The organism is Acidovorax temperans, from assembly GCF_006716905.1.
Lineage (GTDB): Bacteria > Pseudomonadota > Gammaproteobacteria > Burkholderiales > Burkholderiaceae_C > Acidovorax > Acidovorax temperans.
The window spans coordinates 304,331-329,045 of the sequence record NZ_VFPV01000004.1 but is presented as its reverse complement, the minus strand read 5'-3'; the positions used below and the strand labels follow the sequence as shown (position 1 = coordinate 329,045).

The 24,715-nt window shown below is 61.4% G+C and carries 34 protein-coding genes; 9 read left to right on the top strand and 25 right to left on the bottom strand.

The window, feature by feature from the left end:
- Positions 1-11: 11 nt before the first annotated feature.
- From atpG to BDD18_RS20075, 7 genes are all read right to left on the bottom strand, one after another.
- The gene (gene atpG, locus BDD18_RS20105) at positions 12-878 is read right to left on the bottom strand and encodes a F0F1 ATP synthase subunit gamma (RefSeq protein ID WP_044397383.1); all 867 of its coding nucleotides are present in this window, start codon (positions 876-878) and stop codon (positions 12-14) included.
- A gap of 18 nt (positions 879-896) precedes the next feature.
- On the bottom strand, positions 897-2,450 hold the full coding sequence (gene atpA, locus BDD18_RS20100; RefSeq protein WP_066698647.1) for a F0F1 ATP synthase subunit alpha: 1,554 nt from the start codon (positions 2,448-2,450) through the stop codon (positions 897-899).
- A 44-nt stretch (positions 2,451-2,494) separates the two neighbouring features.
- A complete protein-coding gene (locus BDD18_RS20095) occupies positions 2,495-3,037 on the bottom strand; it encodes a F0F1 ATP synthase subunit delta (RefSeq protein ID WP_142085464.1) in 543 nt (180 codons plus the stop codon).
- A 9-nt stretch (positions 3,038-3,046) separates the two neighbouring features.
- Positions 3,047-3,517 (bottom strand): F0F1 ATP synthase subunit B, encoded by a 471-nt coding sequence (locus BDD18_RS20090; protein WP_142085462.1) that lies wholly within the window; start codon positions 3,515-3,517, stop codon positions 3,047-3,049.
- Positions 3,518-3,552: 35 nt separating this feature from the next.
- On the bottom strand, positions 3,553-3,822 hold the full coding sequence (gene atpE, locus BDD18_RS20085; protein ID WP_044397394.1) for a F0F1 ATP synthase subunit C: 270 nt from the start codon (positions 3,820-3,822) through the stop codon (positions 3,553-3,555).
- A 61-nt stretch (positions 3,823-3,883) separates the two neighbouring features.
- On the bottom strand, positions 3,884-4,762 hold the full coding sequence (gene atpB / locus BDD18_RS20080; RefSeq protein WP_066698649.1) for a F0F1 ATP synthase subunit A: 879 nt from the start codon (positions 4,760-4,762) through the stop codon (positions 3,884-3,886).
- 19 nt (positions 4,763-4,781) lie between these two features.
- Entirely contained in the window at positions 4,782-5,255 is a 474-nt protein-coding gene (locus tag BDD18_RS20075) for an ATP synthase subunit I (protein ID WP_142085460.1), read from the bottom strand.
- Between the two features lie 276 nt (positions 5,256-5,531).
- On the opposite strand from BDD18_RS20075, the gene BDD18_RS20070 reads away from it, so the two are divergent.
- The 5 genes from BDD18_RS20070 to BDD18_RS20050 all read left to right on the top strand — a co-directional run bounded on the left by BDD18_RS20070 (position 5,532) and on the right by BDD18_RS20050 (position 9,310).
- Complete coding sequence (locus BDD18_RS20070) at positions 5,532-5,849, top strand: YbeD family protein (RefSeq protein WP_066698659.1); 318 nt, start codon at positions 5,532-5,534, stop codon at positions 5,847-5,849.
- A 3-nt stretch (positions 5,850-5,852) separates the two neighbouring features.
- A complete protein-coding gene (lipB, locus tag BDD18_RS20065) occupies positions 5,853-6,548 on the top strand; it encodes a lipoyl(octanoyl) transferase LipB (protein ID WP_142085458.1) in 696 nt (231 codons plus the stop codon).
- Positions 6,549-6,573: 25 nt separating this feature from the next.
- Entirely contained in the window at positions 6,574-7,554 is a 981-nt protein-coding gene (gene lipA, locus BDD18_RS20060; protein ID WP_044397402.1) for a lipoyl synthase, read from the top strand.
- Positions 7,555-7,581: 27 nt separating this feature from the next.
- Entirely contained in the window at positions 7,582-8,349 is a 768-nt protein-coding gene (locus BDD18_RS20055; RefSeq protein WP_066698663.1) for a helix-turn-helix domain-containing protein, read from the top strand.
- 127 nt (positions 8,350-8,476) lie between these two features.
- Positions 8,477-9,310 carry a DMT family transporter gene (locus tag BDD18_RS20050; RefSeq protein WP_066787642.1) on the top strand — a complete coding sequence of 278 codons (834 nt, stop codon included), beginning with the start codon at positions 8,477-8,479 and terminating at the stop codon, positions 9,308-9,310.
- Between the two features lie 101 nt (positions 9,311-9,411).
- On the opposite strand, the gene ptsP is transcribed toward BDD18_RS20050, so the two are convergent.
- The 4 genes from ptsP to BDD18_RS20030 form a co-directional block, all read right to left on the bottom strand.
- The gene (gene ptsP, locus BDD18_RS20045; protein ID WP_142085456.1) at positions 9,412-11,151 is read right to left on the bottom strand and encodes a phosphoenolpyruvate--protein phosphotransferase; all 1,740 of its coding nucleotides are present in this window, start codon (positions 11,149-11,151) and stop codon (positions 9,412-9,414) included.
- Positions 11,152-11,206: 55 nt separating this feature from the next.
- The gene (locus tag BDD18_RS20040; protein WP_142085454.1) at positions 11,207-11,476 is read right to left on the bottom strand and encodes an HPr family phosphocarrier protein; all 270 of its coding nucleotides are present in this window, start codon (positions 11,474-11,476) and stop codon (positions 11,207-11,209) included.
- The gene (locus BDD18_RS20035) at positions 11,445-11,894 is read right to left on the bottom strand and encodes a PTS sugar transporter subunit IIA (RefSeq protein ID WP_142085452.1); all 450 of its coding nucleotides are present in this window, start codon (positions 11,892-11,894) and stop codon (positions 11,445-11,447) included. Before BDD18_RS20035 ends, BDD18_RS20040 begins: the two co-directional genes overlap by 32 nt.
- A 115-nt stretch (positions 11,895-12,009) precedes the next feature.
- Entirely contained in the window at positions 12,010-12,585 is a 576-nt protein-coding gene (locus BDD18_RS20030) for a hypothetical protein (protein ID WP_142085450.1), read from the bottom strand.
- 215 nt (positions 12,586-12,800) lie between these two features.
- Here BDD18_RS20030 and BDD18_RS20025 point away from each other — a divergent pair, with 215 nt between their 5' ends.
- Entirely contained in the window at positions 12,801-13,304 is a 504-nt protein-coding gene (locus tag BDD18_RS20025) for a TlpA disulfide reductase family protein (protein ID WP_044397415.1), read from the top strand.
- 122 nt (positions 13,305-13,426) lie between these two features.
- Here the strand turns inward: BDD18_RS20025 and BDD18_RS20020 are convergent, their stop codons facing one another.
- A complete protein-coding gene (locus BDD18_RS20020) occupies positions 13,427-13,882 on the bottom strand; it encodes a c-type cytochrome (RefSeq protein WP_142085448.1) in 456 nt (151 codons plus the stop codon).
- 191 nt (positions 13,883-14,073) lie between these two features.
- Here BDD18_RS20020 and BDD18_RS20015 point away from each other — a divergent pair, with 191 nt between their 5' ends.
- The 3 genes from BDD18_RS20015 (at position 14,074) to BDD18_RS20005 (ending at position 17,283) form a co-directional block, all read left to right on the top strand.
- Positions 14,074-14,745, top strand: coding sequence for a cytochrome b/b6 domain-containing protein (locus tag BDD18_RS20015; protein WP_142085447.1), 672 nt, complete (start codon positions 14,074-14,076; stop codon positions 14,743-14,745).
- 282 nt (positions 14,746-15,027) lie between these two features.
- Positions 15,028-15,519: a GNAT family N-acetyltransferase gene (locus tag BDD18_RS20010; RefSeq protein ID WP_142085445.1), complete on the top strand. Its 492-nt coding sequence runs from the start codon at positions 15,028-15,030 to the stop codon at positions 15,517-15,519.
- A 453-nt stretch (positions 15,520-15,972) separates the two neighbouring features.
- Complete coding sequence (locus tag BDD18_RS20005) at positions 15,973-17,283, top strand: IS4 family transposase (RefSeq protein WP_142085443.1); 1,311 nt, start codon at positions 15,973-15,975, stop codon at positions 17,281-17,283.
- A 71-nt stretch (positions 17,284-17,354) separates the two neighbouring features.
- Here BDD18_RS20005 and BDD18_RS20000 read toward each other — a convergent pair whose 3' ends face one another.
- The 13 genes from BDD18_RS20000 to tuf form a co-directional block, all read right to left on the bottom strand.
- On the bottom strand, positions 17,355-17,861 hold the full coding sequence (locus tag BDD18_RS20000; protein ID WP_044397423.1) for a peroxiredoxin: 507 nt from the start codon (positions 17,859-17,861) through the stop codon (positions 17,355-17,357).
- Between the two features lie 112 nt (positions 17,862-17,973).
- On the bottom strand, positions 17,974-18,243 hold the full coding sequence (gene rpsQ / locus BDD18_RS19995) for a 30S ribosomal protein S17 (protein WP_066698693.1): 270 nt from the start codon (positions 18,241-18,243) through the stop codon (positions 17,974-17,976).
- 9 nt (positions 18,244-18,252) lie between these two features.
- Positions 18,253-18,447, bottom strand: a complete 195-nt coding sequence (gene rpmC, locus BDD18_RS19990; protein ID WP_044397427.1) for a 50S ribosomal protein L29 — start codon at positions 18,445-18,447, stop codon at positions 18,253-18,255.
- A gap of 16 nt (positions 18,448-18,463) precedes the next feature.
- Positions 18,464-18,880 (bottom strand): 50S ribosomal protein L16, encoded by a 417-nt coding sequence (rplP, locus tag BDD18_RS19985; protein ID WP_007847799.1) that lies wholly within the window; start codon positions 18,878-18,880, stop codon positions 18,464-18,466.
- A gap of 2 nt (positions 18,881-18,882) precedes the next feature.
- Positions 18,883-19,764, bottom strand: coding sequence for a 30S ribosomal protein S3 (rpsC, locus tag BDD18_RS19980; protein WP_044397434.1), 882 nt, complete (start codon positions 19,762-19,764; stop codon positions 18,883-18,885).
- 14 nt (positions 19,765-19,778) lie between these two features.
- The gene (gene rplV / locus BDD18_RS19975) at positions 19,779-20,111 is read right to left on the bottom strand and encodes a 50S ribosomal protein L22 (RefSeq protein ID WP_005796970.1); all 333 of its coding nucleotides are present in this window, start codon (positions 20,109-20,111) and stop codon (positions 19,779-19,781) included.
- A 9-nt stretch (positions 20,112-20,120) separates the two neighbouring features.
- Positions 20,121-20,399, bottom strand: coding sequence for a 30S ribosomal protein S19 (rpsS, locus tag BDD18_RS19970; protein WP_005796963.1), 279 nt, complete (start codon positions 20,397-20,399; stop codon positions 20,121-20,123).
- A gap of 10 nt (positions 20,400-20,409) precedes the next feature.
- Complete coding sequence (rplB, locus tag BDD18_RS19965; protein WP_044397443.1) at positions 20,410-21,234, bottom strand: 50S ribosomal protein L2; 825 nt, start codon at positions 21,232-21,234, stop codon at positions 20,410-20,412.
- A 2-nt stretch (positions 21,235-21,236) separates the two neighbouring features.
- Complete coding sequence (gene rplW, locus BDD18_RS19960; protein WP_044397448.1) at positions 21,237-21,551, bottom strand: 50S ribosomal protein L23; 315 nt, start codon at positions 21,549-21,551, stop codon at positions 21,237-21,239.
- Positions 21,548-22,168: a 50S ribosomal protein L4 gene (gene rplD / locus BDD18_RS19955; protein WP_024813775.1), complete on the bottom strand. Its 621-nt coding sequence runs from the start codon at positions 22,166-22,168 to the stop codon at positions 21,548-21,550. The genes rplW and rplD overlap by 4 nt, the downstream gene beginning before the upstream one ends.
- Positions 22,168-22,842 carry a 50S ribosomal protein L3 gene (rplC, locus tag BDD18_RS19950; RefSeq protein ID WP_044397454.1) on the bottom strand — a complete coding sequence of 225 codons (675 nt, stop codon included), beginning with the start codon at positions 22,840-22,842 and terminating at the stop codon, positions 22,168-22,170. The genes rplD and rplC overlap by 1 nt, the downstream gene beginning before the upstream one ends.
- A gap of 201 nt (positions 22,843-23,043) precedes the next feature.
- Positions 23,044-23,355, bottom strand: coding sequence for a 30S ribosomal protein S10 (gene rpsJ / locus BDD18_RS19945; protein WP_044397456.1), 312 nt, complete (start codon positions 23,353-23,355; stop codon positions 23,044-23,046).
- A gap of 25 nt (positions 23,356-23,380) precedes the next feature.
- Entirely contained in the window at positions 23,381-24,571 is a 1,191-nt protein-coding gene (gene tuf / locus BDD18_RS19940) for an elongation factor Tu (protein ID WP_142085441.1), read from the bottom strand.
- Between the last annotated feature and the right edge of the window lie 144 nt (positions 24,572-24,715).

Genomic DNA, 24,715 nt, shown 5'->3' with positions numbered 1-24,715 from the left:
TGTCGAGCTGCTTACACAGCGGCGGCGCCTGCGACGATTTCCGAAAGTTCTTTCGTGATCGCTGCTTGACGCGTCTTGTTGTAGACCAGCTTCAACTCACCAATGACGCTGCCGGCGTTGTCCGTTGCGGCCTTCATGGCCACCATGCGCGCCGATTGCTCGGACGCCATGTTTTCTGCAACTGCCTGGTAAATCAGCGACTCGACATAGCGCACCAGCAGCTCGTCGATCACGGTTTGTGCGTCCGGCTCATAGATGTATTCCCAGCTATGTTCCGTCTTGTCAGCCTGCATCTGCTCGGACGACAGTGGAAGCAGTTGCTCCACCACCGACTCTTGCTTCATGGTGTTGATGAACTTGGTGTAGCTCAGATACACCGCGTTGATCTTGCCTTCCGCATATGCGTCCAGCAGCACCTTCACAGGGCCAATCAGCTTGTCCAGATGGGGCGTATCGCCCAGACCTGTCACATGCGAAACCACCTTGGCACCCACCCGGTTCAGGAAACTGAAGCCCTTGTTGCCAATGGCTACGGTTTCCGCAGAGATGCCTGCCGCTTGAAGTTCACGCAGCTTGGTCGTCACCGTGCGCAGCACGTTGGTGTTCATGCCACCGCACAAACCCTTATCCGTGGTGACCACGATGACGCCTGCCACTTTCGCATCGTTCACTTGCATGAACGGATGCGTGTACTCAGGGTTGGCCTTGCCGAGGTTGGCTGCAATGTTGCGGATCTTTTCGCTGTAGGGACGAGCTGCACGCATCCGGTCCTGCGCCTTGCGCATTTTGGATGCGGCCACCATCTCCATGGCTTTGGTGATCTTCTTGGTGTTTTCCACCGATTTGATCTTGCCGCGTATTTCCTTGCCTGCTGCCATGATGGCTCCTCGTCCGGATTAAGCGAACGTCTTCTTGAACGCGGCGATGGCAGCGGTCAATTCGGCTTCAGCATCCTTGTCCATGGCCTTGGCCTGTTCCAGCTTGGCCAGCAATGCGGCGTGGCTGGTTTTCAGGAATTGGTGCAGGCCGTGTTCGAAGCTCAGAACCTTCTTGACGTCGATATCGTCCATGAAGCCCTTGTTCACAGCGAACAGCGTTGCGCCCATCAACGAGATGGACAGGGGGCTGTACTGTGCTTGCTTGAGCAATTCGGTCACGCGGGCGCCGCGGTCCAGCTGCTTGCGGGTGGCTTCGTCCAGATCGGAAGCGAACTGCGCGAACGCAGCCAGTTCACGGTACTGGGCCAAGTCGGTACGGATACCGCCGGACAGGTTCTTCACCAGCTTGGTCTGGGCAGCACCACCCACGCGCGACACCGAGATACCGGCGTTGATGGCGGGACGGATACCGGCGTTAAACAGGCTGGTTTCCAGGAAGATCTGACCGTCAGTGATCGAAATCACGTTGGTAGGCACGAAGGCAGACACGTCACCGGCTTGCGTTTCGATGATAGGCAGAGCTGTCAACGAACCGGTCTTGCCCTTGACTTCACCCTTGGTGAAGGCTTCGACGTAGTCAGCGTTCACGCGGGCTGCGCGCTCCAGCAGACGGCTGTGGAGATAGAACACGTCGCCAGGATAAGCTTCGCGGCCTGGTGGACGACGCAGCAGCAGAGAAACTTGGCGGTAGGCCACAGCTTGCTTGGACAGGTCGTCGTACACGATCAGGGCGTCTTCGCCGCGGTCGCGGAAGTACTCACCCATCGTGCAGCCAGAGTAGGCCGACACGTATTGCATCGCTGCGGATTCAGAAGCGGAAGCAGCAACGACGATGGTGTATTCCATCGCGCCAGCTTGCTCCAGAGCACGCACCACGTTCTTGATCGAGGAAGCCTTTTGGCCGATCGCCACGTAGATACAGGTAACGCCCTGGCCCTTTTGCGCAATGATCGCGTCGATGGCCACAGCGGTCTTGCCGGTCTGACGGTCACCAATGATCAGCTCGCGCTGACCACGGCCCACAGGAACCATGGAGTCGATGGACTTCAGGCCGGTTTGCAGAGGCTGGTCCACAGACTTACGTGCGATCACGCCAGGAGCAACCTTCTCGATCACGTCGGTGAGCTTGGCATTGATTGGACCCTTGCCGTCAATAGGCTGACCCAGCGCGTTCACCACGCGGCCCACCAGCTCGGGGCCCACGGGCACTTCCAGAATGCGGCCCGTGCACTTGACGGTGTCGCCTTCGGAGATGTGTTCGTACTCACCCAAAATCACGGCGCCGACGGAGTCGCGCTCGAGGTTCAGAGCCAGACCGTAGGAGGCTTGACCGTCCTTGGTGGCAGGGAACTCCAGCATTTCGCCTTGCATCACGTCCGACAGGCCGTGAACGCGCACGATACCGTCCGACACAGACACCACGGTGCCCTGGTTGCGGATATCGCTGCTGGCGGCCAGCCCTTCGATGCGGCTCTTGATGAGTTCAGAAATTTCTGCGGGATTGAGTTGCATGACTCTTTCCTTCTTTCTTTGGTTCGCTAAGACCTCGCTGCGCGTTACGCAACAAGGGCCGCTTTCATTTGTTCAAGACGGGCCTTGACCGAAGTGTCCAGCACTTCGTCACCCACCACTACGCGAATGCCACCGATGAGGGACTCGTCCTGCTTCACGGTGAGATTGAGCTTGCGGCCGAAGCGCTTTTCCAGCACTCCACCCACATCTGCCAATGCCGCACTGTCCAGAGGAAATGCGCTGTACACGACAGCATCCGAGGAGCCGCTGCGGCGATTCACGAGGGCACGATACTGAGCAGCCACCTCACCAAGCGTGTTGATACGCCCGTTGTCGATGATGGTGCGCAGGAAGTTTTTGGCCATGTCGGGCAGCGCAGAACGCGCAACGCCCGTAAAAACGGCAAACACCTGGTCTGCCGTTACCTTGGGGTTGTCCGCCAGCTGGCGAAGCTCGGGGGTGGCGGCAATCGCCGCCAGCTCGTCGAGCCAGACAGCCGTGCTGTCCAGATCAACACCCGCGCTGGCAGTGGCAGCCTTGAACAAGGCTTCTGCGTAAGGGCGAGCAATGGTGGCGAGTTCAGCCATGTTGTCCCCTTACAGCTCGGCCTTCAGGCGGTTAAGCAAGTCTGCATGGACACCGGCATTGACTTCCTTGCGGAGAATCTGCTCGGCACCCTTGACAGCCAACGCGGCCACCTGCTCGCGCAGGGCTTCACGTGCTCGCACCGTCTGTTGCTCAACCTCAGCCTGGGCAGCAGCCACAATCTTGTTGGCTTCTTCCGTGGCACGGGCTTTGGCTTCTTCGATGATGGCTTGGGCACGGCGGTCGGCGTCCGCAAGACGCGAGGCCGTCTCATTGCTGGCTTGGGCCAATTCCTTCTTCACCAGCTGGTCAGCAGCGGCGAGTTCGGTCTTGGCACGTTCGGCAGCAGAGAGGCCATCGGCGATTTTCTGGGCTCGTTCATCCAACGCCTTGGTGATGGGCGGCCACACGAATTTCATCGTGAACCACACCAGCACGAAAAAGACGATGATCTGAAAGAACAGGGTCGCGTTGATACTCACGGCAACACCTTTCTAAGAGATGGCGTTGACGGGAATTACTTTGGAACGCTGGCCAGGAACGTAGCGGCAAAGGGGTTTGCGAAAGCAAACAGCAGAGCGATAGCAACACCGATCAGGAACGCAGCGTCGATCAGACCGGCCAAGATGAACATCTTGGTTTGCAGTTCGTTGATCAGTTCAGGCTGGCGAGCAGAAGATTCCAGGAACTTGCCACCCATCAGAGCGATACCGATCGAAGCGCCGATAGCGCCGAGGCTCACAATCAGACCGCAAGCCAGAGCGACGAAGCCGAGAATGTTTTCCATGATTACTCCTGAGTGAAAAAAGAAAGGTTAAAGAGAAAGGAAACGAAAACGAAACAAAGGGTCAGTGGGCCTCATGGGCCTGGCCGAGGTAAATCAGCGCCAGCATCATGAAAATGAACGCCTGCAGGGTAATCACCAAGATGTGGAAGATTGCCCAGAGCGAACCCGCAATGACGTGCCCCACGGGGAGCAGCACACCAGGAAGCGACATTGCAGCAGCGCCACCCATCAGGGCGATCAGCAGGAACACCAACTCACCAGCGTACATGTTGCCGAACAACCGCATGCCATGCGAAACCGCCTTGGCCACGTATTCGATGATCTGCATGGTCACGTTGATGAGACCCAGGATCACGGCAAAAAGAGGGTTCTTGCTAGAGCCGAATGGTGCGCTCACCAGTTCGTGGCCCCAGCCACCAGCGCCCTTGATCTTGACGCTGTAGTACAAGCTCAGCAACAGAATGGAAACGGCCAAGCCCAGCGTAGTGGACAGGTCAGCCGTGGGCACAACACGCAGATAGGCGTGGTGCGGATCGTGGCCCATCGCGGCATAGATCTTGGTCCAGATGGCGGGCAGCAGATCCACGGGCAGCATGTCCATGGCGTTCATCATGAAAATCCAGACGAACACAGTCAGCGCCATCGGAGCAATGAACTTGCGGCTGTTGGCGTTCTTGATATTGGCCTTGGTTTGGGTGTCCACCATTTCCACCAGAATTTCCACAGCCGCCTGGAAGCGACCAGGAACACCGGAAGTGGCCTTGCGCGCACCCAGCCACAAAATGAACAAGCCAATGAAACCAACCACCAGAGCGGTGATCAAAGAGTCGATGTTGACCACCGAGAAGTCAACAATGGCTTTTTGCGGAATGTTCTGCAAATGCTGCAAATGGTGAACGATATATTCACTTGCGGTCGGGGCATGCGCTTCTGCGGCCATCGGACTACTCTTCTCTATATCAATCGGTTTTTCGAACACCAGGCCGCACCATCAGTGCAACCCAGTACGTTTTCATTGTGATCACCAACCCCGCCACCAGAGCGAGCCAGTTCAAGCCTGGCACCACCCGGGGCGCGGCAACCAGCAGTGCAATCGTGAGCACAATCTTGGCTGCTTCCCACCCAACGAATCCCAGCATGGCAAGGCCCGGGCGAGGTGCTGATTTCTGGCGCAAAACGCCGTACGCAAACAGCGCCGCAGGAACCACCACCGCCAAGGAACCATAGGCAGCCGACCAACCCGCGCGGACATCTTGAGTCCACATCCAGGCGACCAACGCCACCACCACTCCAACCAGCGACTGCCCCAGCACCACCTTCCATGGCGATACCGGCGGATTGCGACGCCGCCACTGCTCAGCCTCTTGGGCTGTCAGGGGCTTGAAACCAGAATCTTCAGCCTCAGTTTCGGTCTCTGGCGCGATTGTTTTCATCGGTGAATGACGTCCGCGTTAAAGACCGCAACTTTTACAAAGCCTCTAATTATAAGTAAAAACCCGTTGGCGCATGGAAAATTCCACATGGCGGGCACAAATGCGGTGCGCTGCCCCTCCCTCTTGTGGTGACGCACCAACGAGAAACCATCGCGTCCAAGGCCTGAAATAAGCAGCGAAACGGGCACCTTGGCGCACAATGCGGCGCTATCGACTAGGGCGCCAAGGCTGACCCTAAAAGCCTGGCCCGCTACCAAAAACGAAGCACTACCGACCATGACCTCTTCTGTGCCCCCTTCATCCAACCGCCTGGACGACACCACCCCAGACCCTCGCAAAGACTCGCTCATCGAATACCCCTGCTTGTTCCCGGTCAAGGTCATGGGGCTCAAGACGGATGACTTTTTTCTGCAGATGGCAGCGTTGGCACAGCGCCACGACCCGTTTCTGGACCCTGCCAGCATCGCCCAGCGCGATAGTTCGGGCGGCAAATACATCAGCCTGACCATCACCATCACGGCCACCAGCCGCGAGCATCTGGACAACTTCTACCGCGCGCTCACCTCACACCCTCTGGTGAAGTACGCCCTGTAAGCCATGGCCATCGAGACGCGCATGCTGGGCCGCGTGGACTATGCGGGCACCGTGCAGTCCATGCAGGACTACACCGCCACACGCACGCCAGACAGCCCTGATTTGCTCTTGATTTGTGAGCACCCACCGCTTTACACACAAGGCCTGGCAGGCAAAAAAGATCACATCCTGAACCCGGGTGAAATTCCGGTGATCGCCACCAATCGCGGCGGGCAAGTCACCTTCCACGGGCCGGGGCAGGTGGTGGCCTACCCGCTCATCGACCTGCAACGCGCGGGTTACTACGTCAAGGAATACGTCTACCGCGTGGAAGAAGCCGTGATCCGCACGCTGGACCATTTCGGCGTGACCGGCCACCGCGTCGCGGGCGCGCCCGGCATCTACGTGCGGCTGGACGATCCCCACAGCCACGCGCTGCTGCCGCAGCGCCCCCAAAAACGCGAAGGCACCGCCGCGCCAGAACCCGATTTCACCGGCCTGGGCAAGATCGCTGCGCTGGGGATCAAGGTGAGCCGCCACTGCACCTACCACGGTGTGGCACTGAACGTGGACATGGACCTGGAGCCCTACCGCCGGATCAACCCTTGCGGTTACGCAGGTTTGCAAACCGTGGACCTTTCTACAATCGGGGTCTCGACCACCTGGGAAGAAGCCGCGCAGGTGCTGGGCCAACAGCTCAGCATGCGCTTGGCACCCTGATCCCCCCCACGCCGCCCCACACGCCATGAGCACTCCTGAAGTCGTCCGCGAAGCGCAATCCACCGAAGCCTACAACCCCCTGGCCAAACAGAAGGCTGCGGCCAAGCTGTCGCGCATTCCGATCAAGGTCGAACAAGGCGAAGTGCTCAAGAAACCCGACTGGATCCGCGTGAAGGCGGGCAGCCCCACCACGCGCTTTTACGAAATCAAGGAAATCCTGCGCGAGCACAAGCTGCACACGGTGTGCGAAGAAGCCTCATGCCCCAACATTGGCGAATGCTTTGGCAAGGGCACGGCCACCTTCATGATCATGGGTGACAAGTGCACGCGCCGCTGCCCGTTCTGCGACGTGGGCCATGGCCGCCCCGACCCGCTGGACAAGGACGAGCCGCTGAACCTGGCACGCACCATTGCCGCGCTCAAGCTCAAGTATGTGGTGATCACCAGCGTGGACCGCGACGACCTGCGCGATGGCGGCAGCGGCCACTTCGTGGAATGCATCCAGCGCATTCGCGAACTCTCGCCCAGCACGCAGATCGAGATCCTCACGCCCGACTTCCGCGGCCGCGATGACCGCGCCCTTGAAATCCTCAAGGCCGCGCCGCCCGATGTGATGAACCACAACCTGGAGACCGCACCACGCCTGTACAAGGAAGCGCGTCCCGGCTCCGACTACCAGTTCAGCCTGAACCTGCTCAAGAAGTTCAAGGAACTGCACCCCAATGTGCCTACCAAGAGCGGCATCATGGTCGGCCTGGGCGAGACGGACGAAGAAATCCTGCAGGTGATGCGCGACATGCGCGCACACAACATCGACATGCTGACCATTGGCCAGTATCTGGCCCCCAGCAACAGCCACCTGCCCGTGCGCCGCTACGTGCACCCCGACACCTTCAAGATGTTCGAGGAAGAGGCCTACAAGATGGGCTTCAGCCACGCCGCCGTGGGCGCCATGGTGCGCAGCAGCTACCACGCCGACCAGCAGGCCCACGCCGCCGGCGTATAAGCCCGGCCGCAGCACGACCCAACCGCCATGCAGCCCGCCGCCGCAGATGCCCTGTCACTGCGACGCTACGGGCCTTCACCCGGCAGCCACAGCCACGATCACTTCCAGGTGCTGTTCGGCCTGGAGGGCGCGCTGGAGCTGGAGATTGAAGGCCGAGGGCAGCGCGTGGCCCAGGGCGAAGGCTGCGTGATCCGGCCCGGCGCACGACACGACTTTGAAGCCCAGCGGGGCAGCTTGTGCCTGGTGCTGGACAGCACCCAACCCGGCTGGGCGCAGTGCCTGCAGCGCGCGGCCGCACCACCTTCCCACGCACACCCGCTGGCGCAGTACCTGGCCCATGCTCTGCAGCAGGGGCGGCCCCTGGCGCAGGCCCATGGACCTGCGCTGCTGCTGGAAGCATGGCTGGTGGACGGTACCGGCACACCCCCTTCGCCCGCACACAGCCTGCCCACTGGCGGGCGCTCCGCTTCCGTCAACTCCCGCAGGCGTGCCATTGACTGGCAGCGGCTGCAGCAATGGGCAGCGCGCGAGTGGCACCAGGAAATCACCGTGGCCGACCTGGCCCGGCGTGTGCACCTCAGCCCCAGCCAGTTCACCGCGCGCTGCCGTGATGAGCTAGGCTTGGGTGCCATCGAATGGCTGCGCCAACAGCGCCTGGCCCACGCGCGGCTGCTGCGGGCCAGCGGCATGCCGGTGGCCGCGGTAGCGAGCGCCACGGGGTACCGATCTCCTTCAGCATTGACGGCCGCCTTGCGCCGCGATGCGCTGGCCGAGCAGGCAGCAAAAGCCCAGTGACTCCAAAGCACGGCTGAGCGTGCCCGCCACGGCCGCCACAACCATCGCAGCGCGACGATATTCCGGTGCTGCACGACGATGGAGTGCGATGCAAAACGCATACAGTCGGCGCATGTCTTCTTCTCCCTTGCAAGCCAATCTCTACGCCCTGGGCGCCATCGCCCTGTGGGCCTCTCTCGCCTCGCTGGGCGTGTCGCTCACGCACATTCCACCCTTCTTGCTCACCGGCATCACGCTCATCATCGGCAGCGTGCCGGCATGGCCCTTTGTGCTGCGCGATCCATCGCAGTGGCGCATTCCCATGCGCACGCTGGCGCTGGGTGTCTATGGTCTGTTTGCGTACCACTTTCTGCTGTTCATCGCGCTGCGGCATGCGCCACCGGTGGAGGCCAACCTCGTCAACTACCTGTGGCCCCTGTTCATCGTGGTGCTGGCCCCGGTGGTGTTGCCCGGCGTGGCGCTGCGGGTGCCGCATGTCGTGGCGGCCCTGCTGGGGTTTGGCGGCGCAGCGATTGCCATCGTGGGCGGCCGTGAACTGAGTGGCACGCTGGCCTGGGGCTACATTCCCGCAGCGGCGGCGGCGTTCATCTGGGCTACCTATTCGTTGATGACCAAACGCGTCACGGCCTTCCCCACCACCGCGATTGGCTTGTTCGGGCTGGTTTCCGGCGCCTTGTCGCTGCTGTGCCATGTGCTGCTGGAGCCCAGCGTGGCGCTGCAGGCGCGCGACTGGGGCCTGCTGGCCGTGCTGGGCCTGGGCCCGCTGGGCGGCGCGTTTTACCTGTGGGACAAGGCCTTGAAGCTGGGCGATGCGCGGCACATCGGCATCCTGAGCTACATCACTCCGCTGGCTTCCACCACGCTGCTGATCGTGGTCAGTGGCCGCAGCTTCAGCTGGAGCATTGGCCTGGCCACGGCCATGATCATCAGCGCTGCGGTGATGGGCATGCGGGCGCGCTAGCGCGGTTCACTATGAACCAAAAGTGGCTCTAGCGCTTTCAAATCAAGCGCAAGCAGCTATTAAAAATATAGCAGTTCAAGTGCTTTGGGCGTCGCCAGCCATCACGCGGCTGGCACTTCGCCCTGCAGCACTTGCTGCGCCCAAGGGGCCAGCTTGCGGGTGTCGGCCCGCAACACCTCTTGCTTCACGGCCAAAATCTGCGCGGGGTGCATGGAGAAGCTGCGCAGCCCAAGGCCCAGCAGCAGGCGCGTCATGCTTACATCACCTGCCGTTTCGCCACACACCGACACCACCTTGCCCTGCGCGTGGCCTTCGGCAATCACGTCGGCCACCAGCCGCAGCACGGCGGGGTGCAGCGGGTCGTACAGGTGGGCCACGGACTCGTCAGCACGGTCAATCGCCAGCGTGTACTGGATCAGATCGTTGGTGCCGATGGACAGGAAGTCGAAATACTTGAAGAAGGTGCGCACCATGAGCGCTGCGGCGGGGATTTCGATCATCGCCCCCAGTTGCACAGTGCCGTAGGCCACTCCACGCGCATCCAGCTCGGCACGGGCCAGATCAACCTGGGCCAGCGTCTGGGTGATTTCAGACACATGCGCCAGCATGGGAAACAGCAGCTTGACCTTGCCATGCGCCGCCGCACGCAGCACCGCACGCAGCTGGGTGCGGAACATGGCCGGGTCGGCCAGGCTCCAGCGGATGGCGCGCAGCCCCAGAGCAGGGTTCAGGTAGCTGTCCTTGTGGCCCTTGTCCAGCGGCTTGTCCGCGCCCACGTCGATGGTGCGGATGGTGACGGGCAGGCCCTGCATGCCATCCAGCGCCTGGCGGTAGGCTTGGTACTGGGCTTCCTCGCCCGGCAGGTTGCCAGTTTTGCCCATGAAAAGAAATTCACTGCGGAACAGGCCCACGCCCACCGCACCAGCCTTCACCGCGGCGGGGGCATCGTCGGGTTGCTCGATGTTGGCCAGCAGTTCTATCTTCTGGCCGTCGATGGTGACGGCCGGGGTGTGGCGCAGGCGGGCCAGGCGCTCACGCTCCAGTTCGCCTTGACGCTGGCGAAAACCATACTCGGCCAGGATGATGGGCGAAGGGTCCACGATCATCACGCCGGCATCGCCGTCGATGATGACCCAGTCGTCCTGCCGCACCAGCTGGCTGGCTGCGCGTGCGCCCACCACGGCCGGGATATCCATGCTGCGCGCCACGATGGCGGTGTGCGAGGTCTTGCCACCCACATCCGTCACAAAGCCGGCAAATACGCTTTGCTTGAACTGCAGCATGTCGGCGGGCGACAGGTCGTGCGCCACCAGCACCAGGGGCACGTCCACCGTGTCGTCCAGCAGCAGGTCTTGCTGCGTCTTGCGCCGCTGGCTCACGGGGGGCGCCACGGGACTGGCCACGCCCTTCATGTAGCGCAGGATGCGCTCGACCACCTGCTCCAGGTCGGCCTTGCGTTCGCGCAGGTACTCGTCCTCCATCTCGTCGAACTGGCGCGCAATCACCTCCAGCTGGGTGGTCAGCGCCCATTCGCCGTTGTACAGGCGCTCGGTAATCCAGTGCTTGACGCCCTCTTCCAGGGCCTCGTCCTGCAGCAGCATCAGGTGCACATCCAGCAGCGCGCCCAATTCGTGCGGGGCGTCGGCAGGCATGTCGGCCTGCAGGCGCTGCAGCTCGTCCACCACCGTGTTGCGGCCCTGGCGCACGCGTTCGATCTCGGCCGCCACCTGCTCGGGCTGGATGAAGTAATGCGCCACATCCACCCGGCTGGACGCCACCAGCACGGCGCGGCCAATGGCAATGCCCCGGGCAACGGCCAAGCCATGGATGGAAAAAGTCATTCAGCGGTCTCCTGTGTGCGGCCCACCCTGCGGCGCTGGCGGGCCTGGGCGGGGGTCACTCCCCCTCGCCAAACTTGTCGGCAATCAGCGCCAGCAGCGCGTCCATGGCTTCCTGCTCGCGCTCGCCGCTGGTTTCCAGCTCGACTTCGGTGCCGATGCCCGCAGCCAACATCATCACGCCCATGATGCTCTTGGCGTTGATGCGGCGGTCGCCACGGCTCATGAACACGTCACAAGGGAAACTGCCCGCCAGCTTGGTGAGCTTGGCGGAGGCGCGGGCGTGCAAGCCCAGCTTATTGCTGATGGTCGTACGGGTCTTGATCATGGATAGGGCGTCGGGTCTGGTTTTGTGGTGCGGCGATGGCCACCTGCATGACCCCCTGGGTGCCCCCCACGACAGCGCGGGAGACGAGGGAATCCAGGGTTTCGGCACGGTAGCTGACCGCGCGCAGCAACATGGGAAGGTTGACCCCGGTGACCAGGCGGGAGTTCACGCCGTCCACCAGGCGCTGGGCCACGTTGCAGGGCGTGGCACCAAACACGTCGGTCAGCACCAGGGTGGACTCGGTGGCCAGGCCTGCAAGCAAGGCGCGCGCATTCGCCAGCGTCTGTTCTGGCGGCTCATGGGGCGGCACGTCCAGTGCGGCTACGGCGTCGCCACAGTCGGCAAACACATGCAGCGCGCACTCGCGCAGCGCATGGGCCAGGGGGGCGTGGGCAATGAGAAGGATGCTGGTGCTCATGGGTGGGCGGTTTGCCAAGCATTATGGCCCGCAGCTGCTGTGCGCCCCAGGTGAAAAGCGCCCCGTTGCACGCTGAGCCAGCCACCCAGGTCAGCCGCGAGGGCCGTTGGCGGGCTCAACGCAGTTCCAGTCCGGCGAAAAAAGTGTCTGCCACGGCGGGCCGCGCTTTGTCGGCAAACACCACCGCGTGGTACACGCGCACCTCGCTGCCCAGCGCGCGCGCAAACCACGCCGCATGGGCGGTGACGGGAGTGCCATCGGGCCGCTGGCCCTGCACCGTGGTGCGCACGGCCTGGGGCAACGCCATAGCGCCTGCGGGCACAAAGGGCTGCATCTGCGCAGGCGCAGCAGCGCCGGAAGCGGGCGCGTTGGCGGCAGGCACCGCCACGCCAATGCGCGCCAGCGTGGCGGCACGCCAATGCTCCAGTGCCACCCCGGCGCGCGCGGGGTCGGCTAGCGTGGCATACGACACGGCAAACGTTGCGCCATCGGCATCACAGCTCAGCAGCGAGAGTGCCAGCGGTGCGCCCGCCAGTTCAACGGTGCGCACCGCGTTGTCGGGTTTGCAGGGCAGCATGACCTGCAGGGCCGCCTCGGGCACCGCCACACTGCGCCAATTCAGCGCCGGGCTGCAAGCCCCCAGCACCACGGCCAGCGCCGCGCTGGCAACAACCATCCATCGTGTTTTCATGCAGCCATTATCGGCAGCAGCCCGGGGGCCAGGCTGAACTTTCTGCCCCCGACACGACTCCACCCATTCGCTGGATGTTGACCTCATGGGGTGGGTGGACTCACCAACATCACGGACAATCGACAGCATTCCCTGGGGCGCGACACGCACACCCCAGCACTGAACGCCGGGGCCCCTGCGCAGGAGCCATCGGCCCTTGTGAACAAGAGGACATCATGGGTATGAAGCATTGGTTGGCCGGCGTGGCCGTTGCAGCGTTTGCGGCAGTGGGCGCCTACGTGTACCTGGACACCGGCCGCGCCGCCGCTCCCGAGAGCACCTTTGTGCTGCTCGACGGCTCCAGCCAGACCACGGCCGACTTGCGCGGCAAGGTCACGCTGGTGAACTTCTGGGCTACCAGCTGCACCACCTGCGTGGCAGAGATGCCGGAAATCATCGCAACCCACCAGAAGTTCAACAGCCGCGGGTTTGACACCATCGCGGTCGCCATGAGCTACGACCCGCCCAGTTACGTGGTCAACTTTGCCGAAACGCGCAAGCTGCCCTTCAAGGTCGCTATTGACAACACCGGCGCGGTGGCCAAGGCCTGGGGCGATGTGCGCCTGACGCCCACCACCTACATCGTCAACAAGCGCGGCGAGATCGTGAAAAGCTACGTGGGCGCCCCGGACTTCCCCGCCCTGCACCAATTGATTGAGAAGCTGCTGGCTGAAAGCTGATCGACCTGCACTTCCCCGCACCAAAAAGCAAAAGGCCCATTTCATACGAAATGGGCCTTTTGCGCTTTCTGGACAAGCGCCAGCAGCTATCTTTTCAATAGCGCCAACGAGCCACCAGCCAATTACTTGGAGCGGAACGCGTCGTGGCACGCCTTGCAGGTACCTGCAGTCGCGCCGAACGAGGCCTTCAGGTTGTCGAGGTTGCCGGTCTTGGCTGCGGCAGCGAGCTTGGTGGCTTCGGCCTGCAGCTTGTCGGCATGCTCCTTGTACTTGGCTTGCTCGGACCAGATCGCAGGCAATGCCTTGGTGGGCGCGCCCTTGTCGGTGCCCGCGCCAAAGGCTTCCCAGGGCAGCTTGGACATCACCGCCACGATGTCAGCGCTTTCCTGCGCAGCCTTGGCGTCGAACGGAGCTTTGCCGTTGGCCATGGCACCGATGCGGCTGAAGTGCTGGCCCATCACGAAAAACGCGCTTTGGCGGTATTTGATGGCGTCTTCGGCTTTGGCGAACTGGGCAGAGGCCGGGGCCGACAAAACGGCTGCGGCGGCGGTAACGATGAACGCGGCAAGTTTTTTCATGGTGGGACTTCCTTGGGTGTTGTGGGCGGGAGGCCATGGCCGTCCCGTGCGCAGTATGCCTGCTGCGGTTGACATTTGCAGGGCCCACCGCAGTGCCTGAGCGGCAGCCTCGGCGCCCCGGCTTTGCGCAAGCCCCGCCGTCACCTTCCTGCCGCACAATCTGGCTTCTCAACACCGGCCACGGAGTCTTCATGCCCACCCACACCATTCGCATCTGGGACCTGCCTACCCGTCTGTTCCACTGGCTGCTGGCCGCCAGCGTGGTGGCATTGGTGGTGACTGCCAAGGTGGGCGGCAACGCCATGGTGTGGCACTTCCGGCTGGGGTATGTGGTGCTGGCGCTGCTGGCGTTCCGCCTGGTGTGGGGCCTGGTGGGCGGGCGCTGGTCGCGCTTTGCCAGCTTTGTGCCCACGCCCGGCCGCCTGTGGCGCTACCTGCGAGGCAGCAGTGCCGAGGCCGAGAGCGCAGGCCACTCGCCACTGGGGGCGCTGTCGGTGCTGGCACTGCTGGGGGTGCTGGTCGCGCAGGTGGTCAGTGGGCTGCTCAGCGACGACGAAATTGCCTTTTCCGGACCCCTCACCCGCTTCGTATCGGGCGAATGGGTGGGCCGCGCCACCTGGTTCCATGCCGACGTGGGGCAATATCTGGTGATCGGCCTGGTGGCGCTGCACCTGCTGGCCATCGCCTACTACACGCTGGTGCGCCGCAAAATCCTGGTGCGCCCCATGCTGCATGGCGACAAAGACTTGTCCACTAGCGTGCCTGCATCGCGCGACAACGCACTCACCCGCGTGGCTGCTGCACTGGTGCTGGCTGCCTGCGCAGCGCTGGCGTGGTGGGTGGCGGGGCTGGGCGCGGTGTGAAGCGGCACCGTTCGACTGGTGGCACCCGGGGTTCTGGCCAGAAGCAGGGCGAGGGGATCAGCATCGCCTTTGCACGCCCACCTGCTATCGCAAAACATTGCAACGTTTCCTGGCGCGCCCGAAGCTGCATCCTCATCGCGGCAGATGAAAATTGATCAAAAGTGGCTCTAGCGCTCATATGGAAAGCGCTAGCAGCTATGCTTTTAAGAGCATTTACTCACCGGTCTTCGACAGCCAGGAGAGCTTCGCTAAACTGCAGTTTTTCCCTGCCCGCTTCGTACCTTGGAAAAGCCCGCCGTTCTCCTGCGCCAGCCCAGCACGCCCCGCGACATGGAGCTGGTGCGCGACATCTTTCGCGAATACGCCCAAAGCCTTGCCATCGACCTGTGTTTTCAGGGCTTTGACGAAGAGCTGGCCGCCCTGCCCGGCGACTATGCCCCGCCACGCGGCGCACTGCTGCTGGCCGAGGTGGAAGGCGCGATTGCTGGCTGCTGCGCACTGCGCCCCCTGGACGCGTCCGACTACCCCAACGCCGCAGAGATGAAGCGCCTGTACGTGCGCAAAGCCTTCCGGGGCTTTGGCCTGGGGCGCGAACTGGCCGAGGCCATGCTCGACTGCGCCCGCCAGGCCGGCTACGCCTGCGTGCTGCTGGACACACTGGACGACATGGAATCCGCCCGCGCGCTGTATGCCGACCTGGGGTTTGAGGAAATCCCCCCCTATTACCAAAGCCCCATTGCAGGCGCGCACTACCTCAAAGTGGAGATCGACTGAGGCGGTGGAGTTGGGTTGATCTGCCCATTGAGATCACACCGCCGATCCGCTCAAAGACACAGCCAGTGCCATGGCGCCCACGCTGGTCTGGGGCTTGGGAAAGAAGTCTGGCTCGGCAAGCTCTGTGGTACAGCACATGATCGTGCGGACTTCATCAAGAAACAATCCCATGCGTGTGCCAGCACGCCACCACTTGGGGTTGATGGCTGCGGCTTGCGCAGCCCGGCGTGTCAGGCACCCAACTTGCACCACTATTCGACTGGCCAAATGAGCATGAAAGGCAGTTGCAATAAGCGCAGGCTGCTCTGTTTTGAATAGCGCATTAGATGGTGCATTTATGAAACCAGCAGCCGCCATAAAAAAGGCGGCCTGAGCCCAATGCCAGTCAGTTAAGCCCGCAGGCGGCTTGATCCAGTAAAAGGGAGCGTGTTCAACACGTTCCCTTTTTTCTTGATGAGCCTGCTTGCAAACGCCTTGCGCGAGACCCTGCCCCGAGTACCTGATCGCCTCGAGCAGCTCAGCGCGTTGATAGACCCTGCCTGGATCGCACAGGCGCTGGGGACCAGCGGCAAGGCCTCCATCCGCCGGCGCAAGCTGCCTGCCGAACATGCCGTGTGGCTTGTGATCGGACTGGCGCTGTTTCGCGACCGGCCACTGTGGCAGGTGGTGCAGCAGCTGGATTTGAGCCTGGATGGACAAGCGCCGCCTGCACCGAGTGTCAGCGTGCAAGCCCGCCAGCGCCTGGGCGAGGAGCCTTTGGCCGAGCTGTTCGCTCTACTGACCCAAGCCTGGAGCCGTCCTGCGGTGAATGTGCGCCAGCCACTGCGCGTACTGGCTGTGGATGGTGTGGTCTGGTCGGCGCCGGACACCCCTGAGAATCGAGTCGAACTGGGCAGCTGCAGCAACCAGCATGGCCTCTCGCCCTGGCCGCAGATCCGCGCCACTTGCCTGATGGACACACACAGCCACGAGATGCTTGATGCCAAGCTCGGCGCCATGGACTGCGGCGAATTGAGCCTGGCAGCGCAGTTGCGCGGCGAGGATCACTCCGTGACCCTGTTTGACCGAGCGTACTTCTCGGCAGCGTTCCTGTTGGACTGGCAGGCTGCGGGTACGCAGCGCCACTGGTTGATGCGCGCGCGGGACAATCTGCGCCATGAGATCGTCCAGCAACTGGCGTGCGGCGATGCGCTGATCCGCATGCCGGTGTCCCCACAAGCGCGCAAGGCACACCCGCATCTGCCCAGCCACTGGCAGGCACGCCTGATCGAGGTGAGCGTGGGTGGACGGCTGCGCCGCTTCATCACATCCTTGCCGTGTCCCCGCACGCATCCGGCGCAGGAGCTGGCCGAGCTCTACCACCAGCGCTGGGAGATCGAGTTGGGGTTCCGGGAGATCAAGCAGACCCTGCAGGAGGGTGAGCCGGTGCTGCGCAGCAAGCAGCCCGCGCTGGTGCGCCAGGAGCTGTGGGGCGTGCTGATCGCCTACACGCTGCTGCGCCGCTGGATGCGCGAGATGGCAGCGCACGTCCAGGTCGAGCCCCAGCGCATCAGCTTCCACACAGCCAGCTACGCCATCGTGAACTTGCTGGCGGTCCCCAGCCTGGACTCTGCCGGCACCTTGCCCAAGCAGTTGGCAGCCCTGTTGGCGCAATCGCGACACTTCGTGCTGCCGCCACGCCGCACTGGGCGCCGCTTCCCAAGGGTCGTCAAAAAACGCGCTTCCAAATTCCCAACGAAAAAATGCCAGTCAGCTCTTAACTGACTGGCATTGGGCCTGAGCCACCTTTTCCCTCTTCCACGCCCCACGCATCGTGGAGCGCCTTTGCTCAACGCTCAAGCCTTGGCTTGGGCCAGCAACGTGGCAGCGTCGCTCACCTCGAACTTGCCAGGGGCTTCGACGTTCAGGGTCACCACCTTGCCGTCGCGCACCAGCATCGAATAGCGGTTGCTGCGCAGGCCCAGGCCCTTGCCAGTCAGGTCCAGGGTCAGGCCCGTCGCCTTGGCAAATGCTGCATCGCCGTCGGCGAGCATGCGCACCTTGCCTTCGGTCTTCTGGTCGCGCGCCCAGGCCCCCATCACGAAGGCGTCGTTCACGCTGACGCACCAGATTTCATCCACACCCGCAGCCTTGAACTCGGCGGCTTTCTCCAGATAGCCAGGCACATGCTTGGCCGAGCAGGTCGGCGTAAACGCTCCAGGGAGTGCAAACAGGGCAATGGTCTTGCCAGCAGTGGCTTTGTCTACCGGCACGGGGTTCGGGCCAATGCTGCAGCCTTCGCCTTCGACTTCCGAGTACTCCATCAGCGTGGTTGCGGGCAGGCTGTCACCAATCTTGATCATTGCATCTTCTCCTTGAGCGAATCGCCGGGGCATCGAAAGCGGCCCCACAAAGCAAAACGGCCCACATTGTGGGCCGTTTTGAAAGGGCTTAGCTGCCTCAAGCCATTAAGGCTTAAACCAGGCTGGCCTTTTGCACCAGGCGCGTAGCAACCCAGTTCTTGGTCTTGGACAGAGGACGGCTTTCGGTAATTTCGATCACGTCGCCCAGCTTGTACTCGCCATTTTCATCATGGGCGTGGTACTTGCTCGACTTCGCAACGATCTTGCCGTAGAGCTCGTGCTTCACACGACGCTCGACCAGCACGGTCACAGTCTTTTGACGCTTGTCGCTGACCACCTTGCCAATCAAGGTGCGCTTGAGGGATTTTTTAGCTTCCGTCATGTCGGCTCCTTACTTGGCGGCTTGCTTTTCAGCAAGAATGGTCTTTGCACGGGCGATGGCGCGGCGGGTGGTACGCAGCGTGTTGGTGTTAGCCAACTGCTGGGTAGCCTTTTGCATACGCAGACCGAAATGGGCCTTTTGCAAGGACTTGATTTCGGCTTCGATACCGGCAACGTCTTTTTGGCGCAGTTCAGTAGTCTTCATTGCTTGTTCTCCTGAATTACGAGCCAATGTGACGGCTGACGAACGTGGTGCGCAGCGGCAGCTTGGCAGCAGCCAGGCGGAACGCTTCGCGGGCCAGTTCTTCAGGCACACCAACGATTTCGAACACGATCTTGCCGGGCTGGATTTCGGCCACGTAGTACTCGGGGTTGCCCTTACCGTTACCCATACGCACTTCTGCGGGCTTGGTAGAGATTGGCTTGTCCGGGAACACGCGGATCCAGATACGGCCGCCACGCTTGACGTGACGAGAAATCGCACGGCGTGCAGCTTCGATCTGGCGGGCCGTCAGACGGCCACGATCGGTGCACTTCAGACCGAAATCACCGAACGCAACCGAGGCACCTCGTGTTGCGACGCCGGTGTTACGGCCTTTTTGCTCCTTGCGGTATTTGCGGCGAGCAGGTTGCAGCATCTTTATTCTCCTTTGCCGTCCGCTGCTGTAGCGGGCGCGTCAGTCTTGCGAACGCGCTTAACGGCGGTTGCATCAGCGCCACCGGCACCGGCGGGCTTGTCGCTACCGTCAGCGGGAGCCACATTGGCGCCTACTGGACGACGGGGACCACGGCCTGCACCGGCACGGTCGCCACCTGGGCGGCCATCACGGCGTGGGCCACGTGGGCGACGTTCTTCTTCCGGACGTGGAGTTTCCACGGCTGGAAGATCGTTGCGGCCCAGAGTGTCACCCTTGTAGACCCAGACCTTGACGCCGATCACACCGTAGGTGGTCTTGGCTTCAGAGGTGCCGTAGTCGATGTCAGCGCGCAGGGTGTGCAGTGGCACACGGCCTTCGCGGTACCACTCGGTACGGGCGATTTCGATACCGTTCAGACGGCCAGACGACATGATCTTGATGCCTTGGGCACCCAGACGCATGGCGTTTTGCATGGCGCGCTTCATGGCACGGCGGAACATGATCCGCTTTTCCAACTGTTGCGTGATGCTGTCGGCGATCAGCTTGGCATCGATTTCAGGCTTGCGCACTTCTTCGATGTTCACTGCGACAGGCACGCCCAGGCGAGTAGCGAGTTCCTTCTTCAGGTTCTCGATGTCTTCACCCTTCTTGCCGATCACCACACCAGGACGAGCCGAGTAAATGGTGATGCGGGCGTTCTTGGCAGGACGCTCGATCAGGATGCGCGAGACGGCGGCGTTCTTCAGCTTGGCCTTCAGGTACTCACGCACCTTGATGTCTTCAGCCAGCATGCCGGCGAAGTCACGGTTGCTGGCATACCAGCGGCTGGCCCAGTTACGGCTAACCGAGAGGCGGAAGCCGGTAGGATGGATTTTCTGTCCCATAGTCTTCCTTGGCCTCAGTTACCAACCGTCACGTACACATGGCACGTGGGCTTGCTGATGCGATTGCCGCGGCCTTTGGCGCGCGCGGTGAAGCGCTTGAGCGTGGTGCCTTGTTCGACGTAGATGGTCTTGACCTTCAATTCGTCGATGTCAGCGCCATCGTTGTGTTCTGCATTGGCGATTGCCGATTCCAGAACCTTCTTGACGATGCCAGCAGCTTTTTTCTGCGTGAATGTCAGGATGTTCAGAGCCTGGTCCACCTTCTTGCCGCGGATCAGGTCCGCAACCAGACGGCCTTTGTCGACCGACAGACGGACGCCCCGGAGGACTGCACGTGTTTCAGACATGGTCGTTCCTTACTTCTTCTGGACTTTTTTGTCCGCGGGGTGACCCTTGAAGGTGCGCGTCAGGGCGAATTCGCCCAGCTTGTGGCCCACCATCTGGTCGGTGACGTAGACAGGTACGTGCTGCTTGCCGTTGTGCACGGCAATGGTCAGACCGATGAACTCGGGCAAAACCATGGAGCGACGCGACCAGGTCTTCACTGGCTTCTTATCCTTGGTGGCGACGGCCTTTTCGACCTTGGCCAGCAAGTGATGGTCAACAAATGGACCCTTTTTGAGAGAGCGAGTCATCTGTTACCCCTTACTTCTTGCGACGCGACACAATCATGACTTGTGTGCGCTTGTTGTTACGGGTGCGATAACCCTTGGTCAGATTGCCCCAAGGATCGACTGCATGGCGGCCTTCGCCGGTGCGGCCTTCGCCACCACCGTGAGGGTGATCCACAGGGTTCATGGCCACGCCACGAACCGTAGGACGAATACCCATCCAGCGCTTCACACCGGCCTTGCCCAGTTGGCGCAGGCTGTGTTCTTCGTTGGCGACTTCACCAATGGTGGCGCGGCATTCGATGTGGATCTTGCGCACTTCGCCGGAACGCATACGCACTTGGGCGTAGATGCCTTCACGGGCCAGCAGCGTAGCCGAAGCACCTGCCGAGCGGGCGATCTGAGCACCAGCACCGGGCTTGAGCTCGATGCAGTGGATGGTCGAACCCACAGGAATGTTGCGGATAGGCAGCGTGTTGCCAGCACGGATCGGGGCTTCCGAACCAGAGTGCAGGGTTGCGCCGACTTCCAGGCCACGGGGAGCGATGATGTAACGACGCTCGCCGTCGGCGTAGCACACCAGAGCGATGTGGGCCGTACGGTTTGGATCGTATTCAATGCGCTCAACCTTGGCGGCGATGCCGTCCTTGTTGCGCTTGAAGTCCACGACGCGGTAGTGGTGCTTGTGACCACCGCCCTTGTGGCGTGTCGTGATGTGACCGTTGTTGTTACGGCCAGCTTTCTGGAACTGAGGCTCCAGCAGAGGCGCGTAAGCTTCACCCTTGTACAGGTGGTCACGGGTAACCTTCACCACAGCACGTTGGCCGGGCGAGGTAGGTTTCATCTTGATAACGGCCATGATTACGCAGCCTCCCCGGACAGGTTCAGCTCTTGACCTTCCTTCAGTCGGACATAAGCCTTGCGCACGTTGTCGCGACGGCCCACAGTCTTGCCAAAGCGCTTGGTCTTGCCCTTGGTGTTCACCACGGAAACACCCTTCACCTCGACCTTGAACAGCAGTTCAACAGCTGCCTTGATCTCAGGCTTGGTAGCGTTCTGCAGCACCTTGAATGTCACAGCGTTGGACTTTTCAGCAACCATGGTGGCCTTTTCGGACACGATGGGAGCGACCAGCACTTGCATCAGACGACCTTCGTCAAACTTGAGTGTGCTCATGCGAACATCTCCTTGAGTTTGTCGATTGCACCCTTGGTGACGAGCACTTTCTTGAAACGCACCAGCGACACGGGGTCTGCATAACGCGGCTCAACGACGAGCACGTTTACCAGATTGCGCGAAGCCAGGTACAGGTTTTCGTCCACTTCATCGGCAATCACCATCACCGATTGCAGGTTCATCGCCTTGAACTTGTCAGCCAGGACCTTGGTCTTGGGAGAATCCAGCTTCAGCGAGTCGACCACCGCCAGACGGCCTTCACGGGCCAGCTGCGACAAAATCGCAGACATGCCAGCGCGGTACATCTTCTTGTTGATCTTCTGTGTGAAGTTTTCGTCAGGCATGTTCGGGAAAATCCGACCACCCCCACGCCACAGAGGCGAGGAAGTCATACCAGCACGTGCGTTACCCGTACCCTTTTGCTTGAAAGGCTTCTTGGTGGAGTGACGGACTTGTTCGCGGTCTTTCTGAGCGCGAGTGCCTTGACGGGCGTTGGCCTGGTAGGCCACCACGATCTGGTGAACCAGATCTTCGTTGTATTCACGACCGAACACGGTTTCTGGTGCTTCGAACTTCGAAGCAGCCTGACCTTGGTCATTCAGGAGTTCGAGCTGCATTAGTTCGCTCCTTTGGCAGGTTTGGCCTTGACAGCGGGACGCACAGTCACGAACCCACCCTTGGAACCAGGAATAGCGCCCTTGATCAAGAGCAGTTGACGCGCTTCGTCGATGCGAATGACATCGAGGTTTTGCGTGGTCTTGGTGACATCACCGAGGTGACCTGTCATGCGCTTGCCGGGGAACACGCGACCTGGGTCTTGTGCCATACCGATCGAGCCAGGCACGTTGTGCGAACGGCTGTTACCGTGCGACGCACGTTGCGAAGCCATGTTGTGGCGCTTGATGGTACCGGCGTAGCCTTTACCGATCGAAGTGCCTTGCACGTCGACCTTTTGGCCCACAGCAAACACGTCCGCCACGGGCACAGCAGCACCTGCGGCGTACTTGCCAGCAGTTTCAGCAGTCACGCGGAATTCTTGGATGATTTCACCGGCTTCCACACCTGCCTTGGCAAGGTGGCCGGCTTCTGGCTTGGTCACACGCGAAGCTTTGCGCGAACCGAACGTGACCTGCAGGGCCACGTAGCCATCGTTCTCTTGGGTTTTGACCTGGGTAACGCGGTTGTTAGAAACATCCACCACTGTGACAGGCACTGCGTCCCCATCATCAGTGAACAGACGCATCATGCCCACCTTGCGACCCAGCAACCCCAGGGAGTTGCTCAGACTCATTTGTTTCTCCAAAACTCTCACCGCTGTGACTTCAATTGGCCTCAGCGTTTGCGCGCCAGCGCGTGAAAGAAGGTTAATAAAACTTCGCCCCTCTGCATGCGCAAAGAAGGCGAAGCCCTAAAGTATAACGCGGACTGCTTTTTCAAGCAAGTCCGCGTTACAAACCATCAGGCGGGCCCTGGCGAGCCCACCTTCAGGGGATTACTGCAGCTTGATTTCGACGTCGACGCCGGCAGGCAGGTCGAGCTTCATCAGGGCGTCCACAGTCTTGTCTGTGGGGTCCACGATGTCCATCAGACGCTGGTGCGTACGGATTTCGAGCTGGTCGCGGCTGCTCTTGTTGACGTGAGGCGAACGCAGAATGTCGAAACGCTTCATGCGTGTTGGCAGGGGCACGGGGCCCTTGACAATGGCGCCAGTGCGCTTGGCAGTGTCAACGATCTCGGCAGCAGACTGGTCGATCAGCTTGTAATCGAACGCCTTCAGGCGGATGCGGATTTTTTGCTTGGACATGGTGTTTCCTTGATTTGCTTAAAAATTAAGCAATGATCTTGGCAACCACGCCAGCGCCCACGGTACGGCCGCCTTCACGGATAGCGAAGCGCAGACCTTCTTCCATGGCGATGGGGTTGATCAGCTTCACAGTGATCGACACGTTGTCACCAGGCATCACCATTTCCTTGTCGGCTGGCAGCTCAATGGCGCCAGTCACGTCAGTCGTACGGAAGTAGAACTGAGGACGGTAGTTGTTGAAGAAGGGAGTGTGGCGGCCGCCTTCGTCCTTGCTCAACACATACACTTCAGCGGTGAAGTGGGTGTGAGGCTTGATCGAGCCGGGCTTGCACAGCACTTGGCCGCGCTCCACGTCTTCGCGCTTGGTGCCGCGCAACAGCAAACCGACGTTGTCGCCAGCTTGACCTTGGTCCAGCAGCTTGCGGAACATTTCCACGCCGGTGCAGGTGGTCTTTTGCGTGTCGCGGATACCCACGATTTCGATTTCTTCGCCGACCTTGATGATGCCGCGCTCAACGCGACCGGTCACCACGGTACCGCGACCGGAGATGGAGAACACGTCTTCCACGGGCATCAGGAAGGCGCCGTCCACCGCACGCTCGGGCGTGGGGATGTAGGTGTCCAGGGCTTCAGCCAGCTTCATGATGGCTTCTTCACCCAGCTTGCCCTTGTCGCCTTCGAGGGCCATCTTGGCCGAACCGCGGATGATGGGGGTGTCGTCGCCTGGGAAGTCGTACTTGTCCAGGAGTTCACGCACTTCCATTTCGACGAGTTCGAGCAGTTCTTCGTCATCCACCATGTCGCACTTGTTCAGGAACACGATGATGTAAGGCACGCCCACTTGGCGAGCCAGCAGGATGTGTTCACGGGTCTGGGGCATTGGGCCGTCAGCAGCGGAGCACACCAGGATGGCGCCGTCCATTTGAGCGGCGCCAGTGATCATGTTCTTCACATAGTCAGCGTGGCCGGGGCAGTCCACGTGAGCGTAGTGGCGGTTAGCGGTTTCGTATTCAACGTGGGCAGTGTTGATGGTAATGCCGCGTGCCTTTTCTTCGGGCGCTGCGTCGATTTCATCGTACTTCTTGGCTTCGCCGCCGAACTTGGCAGACAGCACGGTTGCGATAGCAGCCGTCAGGGTCGTCTTGCCATGGTCCACGTGACCGATCGTGCCCACGTTGACGTGGGGCTTGGTGCGTTCAAACTTACCTTTTGCCATTTTTTTCTCCAAAGAGCTATGCCGGTGCCGGGTTTAACGTCTGCATGCGGTTGCTGATTCGACCCGCACCGGCCACAGGGCGGCACCGCATCGCAGACATACTATGAATTTGATAGCTGCTAGCGCTTGCAGCACAAGCGCTAG